The following is a 12,739-nucleotide window of genomic DNA, read 5'->3' on the forward strand; positions in this document are numbered from 1 at the left end:
TTTCGCCCGCTTCCGAAAAGGGGCGGAGAGAAGAGGCTGCGCCCTGTTCGTGGACTGATGGAGCATCGATGCCCGTCGGCCATATAAGGAGCCCGACATGACCAGACAGAGATTTCGCGGTGATGCCCAATCGCCTGCAACCCGCATTACGCAGGAAATCGTTGCGCGCCTCGAGGCAGGCACGAAGCCTTGGATCAAGCCATGGCGCGGCGTCCCTGTTTCACGCCCCTTGCGTGCTTGCGGAACACCCTATCGCGGCATGAACGTGTTCTGGTTGTGGATGGTCGCCGACATGTGCGGCTACGCGTCTTCTTACTGGATGACCTACAACCAGGCGCAGAAGCTCGGTGCGCAGGTCCGCAAGGGCGAGAAGTCGACCATCGCCATCTTCTACAAGAGCTATACCAAGGAGGTCGAAGCCCCCGATACGGGAGAAACCAGCGAGGAAGCCCGCCGCGTCCTGAAGGCCTATCCGGTCTTCAACGCTGACCAGGTCGAGAATCTTCCGGAGCGCTTCCACCCTGCCGCAACGCTTGACCTGGTAGAGCCCGAAGGCCGCGAGCTGGAACTCGACGCTTTCTTTGGAGCGCTCCCGGCAGTGCTCCGTCATCAGGGGGATGAGGCTTACTACGAGCCGACTGCCGACCGCATCACCATGCCGCCTGCGCACCTGTTTTCCGGCTTCGATCATTACTATGCGACTCTTGCGCACGAGCTTTCGCACTGGACCGGCCATGCCAGCCGTTTGGACCGCGATCTCAAGAACCGTTTCGGCACCGCTGCCTATGCGGCCGAGGAACTGATCGCCGAGCTTTCAAGCGCGATGCTGGGTGCTGAACTTGGTCTTCCGGTTGCACATCTCGACAGCCACGCCAGCTATATTGGCCATTGGCTCAAGCTGCTGAAGGAAGACGACCGCGCCATCCTTACGGCTGCCGCCAAGGCCGAGGAGGCCTCCAGCTTGCTGCTCAAGCTAGGCGGCCGTGGCATCGCCGTCATCGACGAGGCCAGCGTCGCCGCGCTGGCTGCTTGAGGGAGGGCGCTATGGGCCGCTCGGTCAGCTACCCTTCGGGCAGCATAGTCGCATTCACCGTGCTTGAGGTCGAGGATTCCGATGACTGGGAATTCGAGTATGAGTGGTTGCTGGACGATCTCAGGGAACGCGCTGCCGGTGCCTTTCCGTCGCTGGTGGCGCACGATGGATGGCGCGGACGAGAGGATCGCATCCTCATGCGCAACGCCTATGCCGATTTCGGTGTCTCGATCTACGGAAGCCTTGTTGCCGTCTGGACCGCCGAACGGGACGATGGATCCTATTGGGATGCCGAATGGCGCACCGTCCGTTCGCCCCGGACGCAGCGCTGGCTCCAGCAGATTGCACCCCGCTTCGATGCGCTATTCGGCGCCTATGACTGCCTCGGGCACATGTCGAATGGTGAAGGCGTCTACCGCAAACGGGCTGCCTGATCTGCCCAGAGACGGTCAGCACGACATGATCAGCAGTCGTTCCTGACGCGAGTGATCCGAATGGTGCCGCTCATGGCCTGCTCCATGCGAGAGAGGCCCTGGGCCAGCCGGCGGTCCCCGCAACCCGGCTTTGGCAGGCCCGTGTTGGCTTGGCTTTGGGCCAAGCCTGCCCGCGCCGGCCTGCCAAAGCGGGTTCCCCTGCGGTGCGGGGCTCCACCTGAATGCTGGCCCTGACGGGCTCTCGCTGGCGCAGCCATGGATGGAGGCGTCGGCGTCACACCAGTCAGGAGGACATCCCATGCACACGTCATTTTTCGACCAACTCGCAGGTCTCGATCTTGCCGGTTTTTCGATCGGTCCAGCCCCCGTCACCAGCACAGATTTTCCAGTCCGCGAAGCCGTCGTTCAGACGCTCGAAGGCGTCTGGTCCGATCTGTTCGCGCTGTTCTCTGGCACCGCGCTCGAAGTCGATGCCGAGGATCTCGGTTGGGCCTTCGTCAATTTGTTCCACCGTTCCGCGCAGCGCAAGTCGACGTCCCTTGATCGTGCCACCGACGAGGTCCGTGCACTCGTCGCCACCGCAGACGGATCGGAAATCCACACGCATGAACTCGAAACCCAGGTCGAACGCGCCCAGTGCGCTGAGAGCGCCATGCTGGCACTTGAAGAGATGCGCGAGGTCGCCGCGGCCCTCTACCTCAACGAATTCGGTTCGTCCTGGAAGCCCGTTTCCAGCTCGCGGTTCAACCATGGTGCCATGCTCACTTCCGCGCTGGTCGAAGGGCGTGATTTCATGCGCGCCCGGGCCGAGGCCAAGCGCCGTGCGGCCATGCCCGAGGGCATGCCGGTCGTCTTCGCTGGTGGCCGTATCCGCCACGCGACCGAGGACGAGGCACTGACCTTTGCCAACAACGTCTGGGCAACCCTCGACAAGGTTCGCGAGCGCGTCGCGGACATGGTGCTGGTCCATGGCGGCGACACCAAGGGCGTCGATCGCCTGGCATCGTCGTGGGCTGAGCGCCGACAGGTCCCTCAGGTCACGTTCTCGCTCGATATGCGGCTAGGTGCCCGTGCGGGCTTCAAGCGCAACGAGCGCATGCTTTCGCTCGACCCGCGTTACGTCATCGCATTCCCGGGCAATGGTGTCCTTGAACGACTGGTAATCGAGGCCAAGACGCGCCGGATCACTGTCGTCGACCGCCGCGGGCCGCTGGGCACCAGCCCCAAGGCTGTTCCCCCAAGCAGCGAATGAGGCCGCAAGCCCATCCGCGCCAGCGCCTCATCGGCGCTGGCGTTGCTGCTGAAGAGGGGAGGCAAGCGCCTTTGTCAGCGGGTCATGCGGATTGATCGCATGGCTGCACAGCACAGGAGGATTATCCATGACCGACTTCAAAGTAGCCTTGGCTGAATTTTCAGCGCGCCAGGCCGAGCGCGAAGCGAAGGCTCAGATCGAGTTACAGCACCTCAAGCTGGCGGTCATTCCAGCCTTACGACAGGCCGGGATCGCGAAAGTCGAGATCCGGTTCGACGGGTCCGGAGACAGCGGCGCGGTCGAGGAGATCGTCTGCCTTGATGCCGCCGATAGCGCGCTGGCTTGTCCCGAAACGGTGCTCGATCCGATCCCGAATGACCGACCGGATGAAGCGGATCTCGCCGATCCCGTGCTGCTGCCAGCGGCTCTGGAATCGCTCGCCTATCTTGCCCTCGAACGCCATCATCCAGGATGGGAAAACAACGATGGTGCGGGCGGACATCTCGAAATCGATGTCGAGGAAGCGAGCTTCGTGCTCGAATGCAACGTGCGCTTCACCGACTACAACCAGCACTGCACTGAGTTGTGAGGGAGGGCGTCATGGCACATTGCTACTATCACGCCCTGTCTTCAGTGCGGAAATGGGGCGGCACGCCCGACGACTATCTACCGCTGCACCAGTGGTTCGACCAGTCGAAGGCCATTCTCGCGGACCCCCGGCACCGCGCGCTGCGGCACCATGCCGAGGGCATCTTCATGCTCGAAGTCCTGTTCGGGGCGACGATCGTCAATGCTGACGGCCGGACTGTTCCGGTCCGCCTCATCGGCGAGCAGCACGTTCGTGACGATCTTGGCTTTATCCCCTCCTTTGCCGATTGGGCGCGCCTCATTGCACCGCAGGCCTGGATGCTCAGGGGGCACCATTTCAACGATCCCTTGGCAGCGCCAGGGGACCAGTCTGAACTCGGCAGTGAGCCGCCCGTCGCTGGGTCACATCCTGCTGCGGGAAAGTCGCTCAGGGTCGAAATCTGACCGTCGGTCCGGGGCGGTAAGGGACAGCGAAGCAGGGCTGAAGCCACAGACTTGAGCATGGTGTCTGCCCATTCATCCAGGCGCCATACCGGCTCTTCGCGAACCTTCCTTGAATCAACCCCCTGTCGTTCGCAACCCGGATCAGGTCCGGCCGTGTTGCCGGGCTTTGCCCGGCTGCCCGCACCACCCGAACCGGATCCGGGTTCCCCTTCGGTGCGATCGCCCGGTGGCCGCTTCTTCTGTCAGTTCGCAGCCGGGATGGACCCGGAATGCTCGATCAGGAGAAAACCCATGACCAATCTCGTTATCCTCGTCGGCCGTATCGCCCGCGATCCCGAAACCCGCACCACCACTGGCGGCACCACCATCACCTCGATCTCGGTCGTGACCGACCGGCCCGCCCGCAAGGATGGCAAGACCTACAAGGACGAGAACGGCTACACCGCCAAGGACAGCGAATTCCACCGCGTCACCTGCTTCAACGGTCTCGGCCAGAATGTCGCCAAGTATTGCGACAAGGGGCAGATGGTGACCGTCGAGGGGCGCATCCACTACACCCAGTGGGAGGACAAGGACGGAGCCAAGCGCTACGGCTGCGAGATCATCGCCGACAAGGTCGACTTCCTCTCGAAGCCGCGCTCGGGCAACAACGAAGATGCGCCGCCGATCGACGAAGACTGAACCCGGCGCTCCCCCGCAATATGGCCCCGATGGCGCGAGCCACCGGGGCCATTTTTGTGTTGGCTGGCGAAAGCGGCGGCACGCGGCATCGAGCCCCGTGCCGCCGCCTGGTATCACTTGCCCGCTGATACTCGTTCAAGCGCAGCATCGATCCCGATCGCCATCGTCGCCCGCACGAGCTGGCGTAACTTGCCCGGATCGAGCGTTTCCGCGCTGCATTCAATCAGCAGCTTGCCGAGTTCGCCTGCGGCATCCTCGCGCAGCTTGATTTCACGCTGGGCAAGTTCCTCGCGCTGTTCGCGCAGTCGTTTGAGTGCATCGAGCGCACTCGGTTTGGACCTGGCCATAGGGGTTCCTTTTCGTGGCCGTTGGTCCCCTCCGAGGTGACATTTGCCAGCCCGAAGCCCTGTAGGAAAACGGTTTGTGGGGCAGGTCCTGGTGGCACCCGCAAGCGTTGGGAGAGGTCTCTCTCGCAGAAGTCCAATGGTGATGCGGGCTTTGGGGCCGCGTCAAGGACGACGGGGCCCCACCATTTTTACCGGGCAAGCCCGGAAAAAATCGTTGCCCCCATCGCCGCTTCGCGGCCGCGTGTGCCACGCGGTCCCTGACCCGGCCCGTCGCCCACATCCTCACACTTCCCGATGCGAAGCATCAACCATCAGGAGGTTTGACATGAACGCTAACGCTGCCCTTTCGTATTCCGGTTTCCGCGCTGACCAGTCGGCCTATGTTGCCGCACTGGATCAGGCCCATGCCCGGGCCTTTCACAGCTACTTCACACAGTACATCCTGACCGATGAAGAGGCGGGTTATGTCGCTATCGACGAGGGAGATTACGGGGCATTGCCGCAGGGCATGATGGACCGGGTGATCGACACGGTTCCGGGCAAACTCAACGATGAATTCTGACGCTACCGGGAGGAGGAAGTCCACGCATGGGCTTCCTCCTTTCTTTTTGCTCGGCTCCAAAGGCAGTCTCGTAACCGGCGTTCGGGTGAACACGTGACTGCAGCATCAAATGTCCGCGTCGGCAGCATCGAACGCTTCGAGGCGCTCGGGCATATCGAGCAGCTTCATGGCCGCCGCCGAAATGGCTTCGGCTTTCGTTGGGTAGGACTCGGCTGAACTGATCCCGACACCGTTCGCGTAGGTGATGGTTGCCTGGAAGCCATTGCCCTTGGGCGTTGCGGACAGTGTTACGCTGGACATTCGCTGCACCCCCATTCGGGCTTAAATGCTGGACTGTCATACCATCGGATTGGGGCGCGGGCCAGCGCGGCAACCGCCGTGAATTCGCGGCCGAATGCGGCCAGGCCATCCCGCCGGAACGGCACATCTTGCCCTCCATCCATTATCTGGAACCGCACCTGGATCAGCTATTGGGAAGGGGGGAATTCAAGCACACCGTACGCGACATGTCGCCGGTCATTTAGTCCCTGATACCAATGAACTATACCTAGAAAATAGGTTCGGTCACTTCTCAATCACATTGATATAATGGAATTTATGCAATTTGAAGTGATTGGCGGGGAGGCGGAAAGGGGCGGAATTGCTGAGTCCATTCGTTCTTGACATGTTCTTCATTGTGATTTAACCGGGAAAGCACTTTCGCAGTGCGACCAGGCTCCTCGTTTGAAGGAGTCGGTCAATGTCACGACCAATATCTCTGCAAGTCTATGTTACTTCCGAACTCGCTGCGCGGGTTCGGATTGCTGCTGCCGCCGATGGTCTGGCGGTCAGCGAATGGCTGCGTTCGGTCATCTTTCGAGCCTGCGAAGACGAAATCTCCGTAACGAGCGATCGCGGTCTCCTGCGCCGGCTCTATCGCCAGTCCCTGTTCTCCATGGTGGGGGTCGATGCCCTCCTAGCCGGGCACAAGGATCACGCCTTGCGCGAGCGGGTCCACCAGGCCTTTGCCATCAAATGCAAGCAGGCCGGCCTCACCGCCAGCCCCGACGAGGGAGGCTCCCATGAAGCGTAACCTCGTCAACTTCACGCGCGGCAGCCAGCTCCTCGGCCACTTCGGTTTCATGTTCGCCGCCGGCCTCAAGGGGCCCCTGCTCATTGCCCTTGCCGTCATCTCCTCGATGTCTTGGTGGATGCTTTCGGGCGGGCTCACCGACCACGAAACCTACCTCGTGTGGATGCGGCTATATGCCTCTGCCTACGGCTTCATGGAGTTCGATCCCGCCAAGCAGGTGGCGCTCGAAACAGGCTTTGGCGGGACCGTCCAGTTCCCCATCGCGATGGTCGAAACTTTCCCGCCGGTGGTACGTGCATGGGGCCACATGGTGGACATTCTCCAAGGCGTCTTGTGGCGCTCGGCGCTCGCCCTCCTGCCAGCCTTCGCCCTGTTCTACTGGTTCGCTGCGCGCTTTGGCCGCAAGTCCAAAGAGCGCAAGCACGAGCGCGGCGCCATGCTGGCGACCTTGCCCGAACTGGTCGAGGAAATCCGTGTCCACAACCTCGCCGAACGGGCGAAGGATCTGACCCAGGCGATGGGATGGCGTTGGCGGCTCTGTATGCCGAGCGAACTCGCTAGGGTCTTTCCCTACCGCCCGTCGAAGCTCGCTAAGGTCAGCTATCCCTGGCGGCTCGAGCAGAGCCATGCGATGCTTATCGGCACGACCGGCATGGGCAAGACGGTGGCCCTGTCGGACATGATCGAGGAAGCGCGCAGTCGCGGCCAGCGCGCGGTGATCTTCGATTTGACCGGCACTTTCATCGAGCATTTCTACGACAGCAGCCGGGACGTCATCCTCAACCCGCTCGATGCGCGCTGTCCGCGATGGAGCGTGTTCGACGAGTGCCGTGACGAGGCCGAGCTCACCGCTGCCGCCGAAGCGCTCGTGCCGCACGATGGTGGTGGGTCAGAGCAGTTCTGGGTACTCGCCGCGCGCCTGTTGTTCGTCGAAATGTGCCTGAAGCTGCGCGCGCGCGGGCAGGGGACGAACGAGGCGCTGGCGTCAGAACTGATGACGGCAGACCTTGCATCAGTGCACCGGCTAATGCGCGGTACGATCGCCGACCCGCTCACTGCCCCCGAAGCCGCGCGCATGGCGGAATCGATCCGTGCCGTGTTCAACGCCAATGCCAAGGCACTGAAGCTCTTGCCGCAAAACGGGCGCCGCTTCTCGCTGCGGCAATGGGTCGAGCAGGACGATGGTTCGGGCTCGATGGTGTTCATCTCCGCACGATATGTCGACATGAGCGTGTGTTCGCAGCTACTCACCGTCTGGCTCGATCTGGCGATGAACACGCTGATGACACTCGACCGGACCAGGGACTTGCGCATCTGGTTCTTCGTCGATGAGCTCGGAGCATTGCACCGGCTGCCAGCGCTCGAGAAGGGGCTCCAGACGGCGCGCAATTTCGGCGGCGCGATCGTCACCGGCATCCATGCCTATGCCAAGCTCAAAGAGGTCTACGGCGAGAACATGGCGATGACGCTGTCATCGCTTGCCAGGACCAAGCTGATCCTCGGCACAGCCGACCGCGAGACCGCCACATGGTGTTCCGATTTCATCGGGCACACCCAGGTGCGCGACATGGAGGAGGGTTACACCTACGGCTACAACAACGCGCGCGATGCGGTCAGCCTGACCTCGCGCAAGCACATCGAGCCGCTGCTGCTGCCCGACCAGTTGATGAACCTCGCGCGTCTTTCGGGTTACATCAAGTTCCCCGACGGATTCCCGGCGGCACCGGTAAAGTTGACGCCCGTCACACGGCGCAGACGAGCCGAGCCGTTCATTCGCAGGGCCGGCGATGATGGCGGACCGGAAGGCGGCGGGACACCCGTGGTCCCTCTGAAGCCATGGCTCCCTGACGACGGAAACTCCGCCTCCGAGCAGCCTTCGTCGAACGACGACGGGGCGGGCAAAAGGGTCGTCCCCAAGCAGGGCGAACTGGCGCTCGAACGCTCTGCCAAAGCAAAGCCCGTGCAGGACGAGGCACCGGTATTGCCAGCCCAAGCAACCGCACCCGGCAGCGTTGCCGACCGCGACATGCGGACCGGAACCGGTGTGCCTGATGCCCCCGAAGGGCCCGCGCAGGCGGAGCAGCCGGACACGGCAAAAGTCCGGGAAACCGCCCCTGCCATGCCCAAGGACGGCGTGCTCAAGGCCGGGGCGGCCGATGGTCAGGAGCCGGCCAAGACCGATGGCGTGCGTAGCGATGCGCCTAGCCATATGGCGAGGCAGTCCGGGCAGGCTCCTGAGGAACGCCAGCGTGCACCCAATGCGGCGGCGGAAGCGCGCAGACTGATGCTTGAAGACGGCCTCACCGAGCCTGATCCGTCTGCCAAAGATGATCGCGGTTTCGGCGATGTCGACATGGATATCTGACCACTGACGGCGGCGCCGCACAAGGAGCCCACACCATGCTTTCCGTAGCCAATGTGCGCACCGCCAGCGGCGCCGCCAATTACTTCGCTTCGGACAACTACTACACCCGCGCCGATGCCGACCGGTCCGGCGAATGGTTCGGCAAGGGCGCGGAGCGTCAGGGCCTCGAGGGCCGAGTCGATGCGCGACAGTTCGAAGCTGTACTCAAGGGAATGCTGCCCGATGGCAGCCGGGTTGGCAGCGATGGGCGCGAGCATCGTGCCGGGACCGATCTCACGTTTTCCATGCCCAAGAGCTGGTCGCTTCTCGCGCTTGTCGGCGGCGACAAGCGGATCATTGATGCCTATGCCGCAGCCGTGAAGGAGACGCTCGCCTGGGCGGAAAAGAACCTCGCTGAAACCCGCATGGAAGTGCGCGGACGTGAGAAGATCGCCCAGACCGGCAACTTGCTCGTCGCGCTGTTCCAGCACGACACCAACCGCAACCAGGAGCCGGGCGCCCATATCCATGCCGTTGTCGCCAACGTGACCCAAGGGCCTGACGGCAAGTGGCGAGCGCTTCGCAATGACAAGCTCTGGGAGCACAATACGCTCCTCAATGCGATGACGATGGCGCGCTTCCGGCTCTCGGTTGAAAAGCTCGGCTACGAAATCGGCGAGATCGGCAAGCATGGCAATTTTGAAGCGGCGGGGGTGCCCCGGCACATCCGCGATGCCTTCAGTACCCGCCGCGCCGAAATCGTTGCTGCGCTTGAAGGGATGAACGGCAAGGGGCTGGCCGCGCGCAATGCCGCCAACCTCATGACGCGCGCGGCAAAGCAGACGATCGAGGATCGCAGTTCGCTTGGTCAGCAGTGGCGCGACCAGGCAGCACGGATCGGTTTTGACCCCGCCGAGGTTATCGCTAGGGCCAATGGCCGGGCTGCCATGGACATCGGCGGGGTGCCAACGCTCGGCGGGTTCGTTCGCGACGTGGTCGAGCACGGTCGGGGCATCGCTCAGGCATTTGCCGAGCGATTGGGACTGCGCGCTGGCGATCCACTGGTCCCGCGCGATCTGGCCAGAAAATCGCCGCAGGAGATTGCCGCTGTCCATGCGGTTGCTTCGGCTGTGCGCCACCTCTCTGAACGCGAAGCAGCCTTTGCCCGCACCGACATTTACAAGGTGGCCCTGGGGTTCGGATTGCCGGTGGCCATGCCGGAGATCGAGCGCAGGGTGGGGCAATTGCTGCGACAGGGCGAACTCGCGCGCGGCAAAGGGGCGGACCGGGGACTTGTCACAACGGTGGGGGCCATTGCGACCGAGCAGCGGATTGTCGCGGCCGTTGAAGCAGGGCGCGGGATGGCACCGCCCATCGTCGATCCAGCCGAGGCAGGCGCACGCCTACAGGCGCTTTCCCAGCTCAAATATGGGATCACCCTCAACCAGGGGCAGGAGGCCGCAGGAAGGCTTCTCCTTGGCTCCAGCAACCGCATTGTGGCCATCCAGGGGGTGGCGGGGGCAGGCAAGAGCACCGTGCTCCAACCCGTCGCCGACATTTTGCGGGAGGAAGGCAAATCCGTACTCGGGCTCGCCGTCCAGAACACGCTCGTGCAGATGCTGGAACGCGACACCGGGATCCCATCAATGACCGTGGCGCGGTTCCTGAAGCGCCATGCCGCGCTGCTCGAAGGCGGAGACAAAGCGGCCCTTGCGTCGGCGCGCAGCGAACTGCACGGCACCGTAGTCCTCCTCGACGAAGCCTCGATGGTCGGCAATACCGACAAGGAAAAGCTGGTCCGGCTGGCGAACCTTCTCGAGCTTTCGCGCTTCGCCAGTATCGGCGACAGGAAGCAATTGGGTGCGGTCGATGCCGGCAAACCCTTTGAGGTCATGCAGAAGGCTGGCGTCGAGACAGCGACCATGAACATCAACTTGCGCGGTCGTGACCGGGCACTGCGGGCTGCCCAGCATGCCGCACAAGGCGGGCAGATCGAAGAAGCCTTGCGCCACCTCGGATCGAATGTCGTCGAGGTCGGGGAAGGGGCGGCTATCGAGGCCGCCGCAGCATGGCTGGCGCTTGCACCCGCCGAGCGTGAGCGGACCGCCATCTATGCGTCGGGGCGCACACTGCGCAGCGAGGTAAACGAGGCCGTGCAGACAGGTCTCAAGGCAAATGGCGAATTGGGGCAGCCTGCGCTCAAGCTCGACGTGCTTGCGCGCGTCAATACGACACGCGAGGAACTGCGGTATACGGGCACCTATGTTCGCGGCATGGTGGTTGAAGTCGACCGCGACAAGCGCGCCCAAGGCCTCACGCGCGGAACCTACCGGGTGGTTGAAAGCGACCCGAAACGCGAGCGTGTCACCCTCGAGAACGGGCAGGGCAAGCACTTCGAATTCAGACCAGGGAAGCTCCGGCCGCAAGGCGAGCATGCCCCCCTGCGGCTCTACGAGCTGAAGCCTCTTGAACTCCATGCCGGCGACCGCATCCGCTGGACGGACACGGACCACAAGCGCGGCCTGATCAATGCCGATCAAGCCCGGATTACCGGGATCGACAGCAAGTCCGTTAAACTGACTACATCGATGGGCATCGCGCATGAGCTGGCAAGGGAGGATCCGATGTTGCGGAGGCTAGACCTCGCCTACGCGCTCAATGCCCACATGGCGCAGGGATTGACCTCGGACCGAGGGATCGCGGTCATGGACAGCCGGGAGCGCAATCTGTCGAACCAGCAGACGTTCCTGGTGACAATCACCCGTTTGCGTGACGGACTCACGCTCTTCGTCGACAATGCGTCACGGCTCGAAGCTGCGGTCGGGCGCAACACCGGCATGAAGCGCTCGGCGCTCGAAACCGTCGATCTGCTCCGCGATGCGGCGGCCCAGGGGCAAGCAAAGGGCGATCAGATGGATAAGGTACAAGCGCCCGGTCGCGAGCCACCCGAGCGTGACCGCTCGATCGTCAAACCCTTCGAAATCGGCATCTGACAGCAGTCGCAAGAGGGCTCGTCGCCTGAGTTCAAAGGCATGCAGATTGACTTTATGTTCCTAATTTGTTCTCAATGCGGCCATGCCCCGAATCGCTGACGATATTCTGCTCACCCATCTGGAAGTGGCGCTTGCGGTAGCCCCCGAGCCAGTTCTCTGCGGACTCAATGCCGACGACCCGCGCCAGCAGCGGAACGCCCGGGTCGATCTCGCGCGGCATCTGGTCGAGCGCATGCGCGGGTTCGTAATCGAAGGCGAAGGCGGTATGCGCGGCGAAGGGCAGGCCTGTCTCTTCCTGGGCGATTTTTCGCCGATCGGTTGAGCAGTGCCACAGGGCGCTGTCGACCACTTGAAGACGTATCGGTCAGTGCCGGGACGTCGGCGCATCCCTGAGGTCTGCCAGGTCGGCAATTCGTCTTGCGATCTCTTGCCAGGTGCGGACACCTTCCTGATCACCGGCGAGGGCAAGAGCGCCGATCTGCTCGGCCACATGGCGCCGGGCATCATGCCCATGGGTTGTGAGAACCTGGTTGGCGCAGGCCCAGAGCTCCCAGTCGCTCAGCGGCAACGGTGGTTCTTCCAGTAGCGGTCCCACCGCAGCACCGTTCCGGTGCGGACCATCGCACAGGATAGATCGGCGCCCGAGGCAAGGGTGCACCAGGCCGCTGTCCGCGAGCCACCGGCCGAACCTTCAGAGCGGCAGTGCATGGCCGGGGCAAAAACGATCACATGCCCTGTCGGGATTGTCCCGCGTGAGCCGCCGAAGAGCGAAACGAGGCGGTCGCGCGCTTCGAGCGCAGTGGCGGGCGGGCAGGGCTGGTTGGTCCGGCAGGTGCCGTCCATCTCGCGCGCTGCAATACCCGAAATACGGATATGCGGGCCCTCCGCGCACCAGATCGGTCCATCGCCGTCCCAGACATGGGTCGGGGTACAGGTGAAGCTTTGTCCTGCCGCGACGACGGCGGCTGCAAGTGTCAGGAACATTTTGA

Annotated in this window: 15 protein-coding genes; 10 read left to right on the forward strand and 5 right to left on the reverse strand. The window is 63.1% G+C overall.

What is annotated here, in order from left to right; all coding sequences use genetic code 11:
* Window positions 1-97 precede the first annotated feature (97 nt).
* The 6 genes from NUH86_RS01950 (at window position 98) to NUH86_RS01975 (ending at window position 4,432) form a co-directional block, all read left to right on the forward strand.
* A complete protein-coding gene (locus NUH86_RS01950; RefSeq protein WP_267251025.1) occupies window positions 98-1,033 on the forward strand; it encodes an ArdC family protein in 936 nt (311 codons plus the stop codon).
* 11 nt (window positions 1,034-1,044) lie between these two features.
* Complete coding sequence (locus tag NUH86_RS01955) at window positions 1,045-1,467, forward strand: hypothetical protein (protein ID WP_267251026.1); 423 nt, start codon at window positions 1,045-1,047, stop codon at window positions 1,465-1,467.
* Window positions 1,468-1,765: 298 nt separating this feature from the next.
* The gene (locus NUH86_RS01960) at window positions 1,766-2,719 is read left to right on the forward strand and encodes a DUF2493 domain-containing protein (protein WP_267251027.1); all 954 of its coding nucleotides are present in this window, start codon (window positions 1,766-1,768) and stop codon (window positions 2,717-2,719) included.
* 127 nt (window positions 2,720-2,846) lie between these two features.
* Window positions 2,847-3,308, forward strand: coding sequence for a DUF6878 family protein (locus NUH86_RS01965; protein ID WP_267251028.1), 462 nt, complete (start codon window positions 2,847-2,849; stop codon window positions 3,306-3,308).
* Between the two features lie 11 nt (window positions 3,309-3,319).
* The gene (locus tag NUH86_RS01970) at window positions 3,320-3,751 is read left to right on the forward strand and encodes a DUF6915 family protein (protein WP_267251029.1); all 432 of its coding nucleotides are present in this window, start codon (window positions 3,320-3,322) and stop codon (window positions 3,749-3,751) included.
* 291 nt (window positions 3,752-4,042) lie between these two features.
* Complete coding sequence (locus NUH86_RS01975) at window positions 4,043-4,432, forward strand: single-stranded DNA-binding protein (RefSeq protein WP_267251030.1); 390 nt, start codon at window positions 4,043-4,045, stop codon at window positions 4,430-4,432.
* Between the two features lie 113 nt (window positions 4,433-4,545).
* Here the strand turns inward: NUH86_RS01975 and NUH86_RS01980 are convergent, their stop codons facing one another.
* Window positions 4,546-4,779, reverse strand: a complete 234-nt coding sequence (locus NUH86_RS01980; RefSeq protein ID WP_267251031.1) for a DUF6437 family protein — start codon at window positions 4,777-4,779, stop codon at window positions 4,546-4,548.
* A 325-nt stretch (window positions 4,780-5,104) separates the two neighbouring features.
* On the opposite strand from NUH86_RS01980, the gene NUH86_RS01985 reads away from it, so the two are divergent.
* Complete coding sequence (locus NUH86_RS01985) at window positions 5,105-5,341, forward strand: hypothetical protein (protein WP_267251032.1); 237 nt, start codon at window positions 5,105-5,107, stop codon at window positions 5,339-5,341.
* 105 nt (window positions 5,342-5,446) lie between these two features.
* Here the strand turns inward: NUH86_RS01985 and NUH86_RS01990 are convergent, their stop codons facing one another.
* On the reverse strand, window positions 5,447-5,641 hold the full coding sequence (locus NUH86_RS01990; RefSeq protein WP_267251033.1) for a hypothetical protein: 195 nt from the start codon (window positions 5,639-5,641) through the stop codon (window positions 5,447-5,449).
* A gap of 439 nt (window positions 5,642-6,080) precedes the next feature.
* Here NUH86_RS01990 and NUH86_RS01995 point away from each other — a divergent pair, with 439 nt between their 5' ends.
* Genes NUH86_RS01995 through mobF form a run of 3 tightly spaced genes read left to right on the forward strand, consistent with a single transcriptional unit; the run spans window position 6,081 to window position 11,750 of the window.
* The gene (locus NUH86_RS01995; RefSeq protein WP_267251034.1) at window positions 6,081-6,413 is read left to right on the forward strand and encodes a hypothetical protein; all 333 of its coding nucleotides are present in this window, start codon (window positions 6,081-6,083) and stop codon (window positions 6,411-6,413) included.
* A complete protein-coding gene (locus NUH86_RS02000) occupies window positions 6,403-8,778 on the forward strand; it encodes a type IV secretion system DNA-binding domain-containing protein (protein WP_267251035.1) in 2,376 nt (791 codons plus the stop codon). Before NUH86_RS01995 ends, NUH86_RS02000 begins: the two co-directional genes overlap by 11 nt.
* Window positions 8,779-8,813: 35 nt before the next feature.
* Window positions 8,814-11,750 (forward strand): MobF family relaxase, encoded by a 2,937-nt coding sequence (gene mobF / locus NUH86_RS02005; protein ID WP_267251036.1) that lies wholly within the window; start codon window positions 8,814-8,816, stop codon window positions 11,748-11,750.
* 52 nt (window positions 11,751-11,802) lie between these two features.
* Here mobF and NUH86_RS02010 read toward each other — a convergent pair whose 3' ends face one another.
* Genes NUH86_RS02010 through NUH86_RS02020 form a run of 3 tightly spaced genes read right to left on the reverse strand, consistent with a single transcriptional unit; the run spans window position 11,803 to window position 12,734 of the window.
* A complete protein-coding gene (locus tag NUH86_RS02010; RefSeq protein ID WP_267251037.1) occupies window positions 11,803-12,099 on the reverse strand; it encodes a hypothetical protein in 297 nt (98 codons plus the stop codon).
* A 15-nt stretch (window positions 12,100-12,114) separates the two neighbouring features.
* Complete coding sequence (locus NUH86_RS02015; protein WP_267251038.1) at window positions 12,115-12,318, reverse strand: DUF6961 family protein; 204 nt, start codon at window positions 12,316-12,318, stop codon at window positions 12,115-12,117.
* Complete coding sequence (locus tag NUH86_RS02020; RefSeq protein WP_267251039.1) at window positions 12,309-12,734, reverse strand: thermonuclease family protein; 426 nt, start codon at window positions 12,732-12,734, stop codon at window positions 12,309-12,311. The genes NUH86_RS02015 and NUH86_RS02020 overlap by 10 nt, the downstream gene beginning before the upstream one ends.
* Window positions 12,735-12,739: the final 5 nt, after the last annotated feature.

Origin of the sequence: Sphingobium sp. JS3065 (assembly GCF_026427355.1) — a bacterium.
GTDB lineage: Bacteria > Pseudomonadota > Alphaproteobacteria > Sphingomonadales > Sphingomonadaceae > Sphingobium.

Bases quoted from the DNA above. Each gene is read 5' to 3' on its own strand.
- NUH86_RS01950 (WP_267251025.1), top strand. From the start codon at position 98: ATGACCAGACAGAGATTTCGCGGTGATGCCCAATCGCCTGCAACCCGC.
- NUH86_RS01955 (WP_267251026.1), top strand. From the start codon at position 1,045: ATGGGCCGCTCGGTCAGCTACCCTTCGGGCAGCATAGTCGCATTCACC.
- NUH86_RS01960 (WP_267251027.1), top strand. From the start codon at position 1,766: ATGCACACGTCATTTTTCGACCAACTCGCAGGTCTCGATCTTGCCGGT.
- NUH86_RS01965 (WP_267251028.1), top strand. From the start codon at position 2,847: ATGACCGACTTCAAAGTAGCCTTGGCTGAATTTTCAGCGCGCCAGGCC.
- NUH86_RS01970 (WP_267251029.1), top strand. From the start codon at position 3,320: ATGGCACATTGCTACTATCACGCCCTGTCTTCAGTGCGGAAATGGGGC.
- NUH86_RS01975 (WP_267251030.1), top strand. From the start codon at position 4,043: ATGACCAATCTCGTTATCCTCGTCGGCCGTATCGCCCGCGATCCCGAA.
- NUH86_RS01980 (WP_267251031.1), bottom strand. From the start codon at position 4,779: ATGGCCAGGTCCAAACCGAGTGCGCTCGATGCACTCAAACGACTGCGC.
- NUH86_RS01985 (WP_267251032.1), top strand. From the start codon at position 5,105: ATGAACGCTAACGCTGCCCTTTCGTATTCCGGTTTCCGCGCTGACCAG.
- NUH86_RS01990 (WP_267251033.1), bottom strand. From the start codon at position 5,641: ATGTCCAGCGTAACACTGTCCGCAACGCCCAAGGGCAATGGCTTCCAG.
- NUH86_RS01995 (WP_267251034.1), top strand. From the start codon at position 6,081: ATGTCACGACCAATATCTCTGCAAGTCTATGTTACTTCCGAACTCGCT.
- NUH86_RS02000 (WP_267251035.1), top strand. From the start codon at position 6,403: ATGAAGCGTAACCTCGTCAACTTCACGCGCGGCAGCCAGCTCCTCGGC.
- mobF (WP_267251036.1), top strand. From the start codon at position 8,814: ATGCTTTCCGTAGCCAATGTGCGCACCGCCAGCGGCGCCGCCAATTAC.
- NUH86_RS02020 (WP_267251039.1), bottom strand. From the start codon at position 12,734: ATGTTCCTGACACTTGCAGCCGCCGTCGTCGCGGCAGGACAAAGCTTC.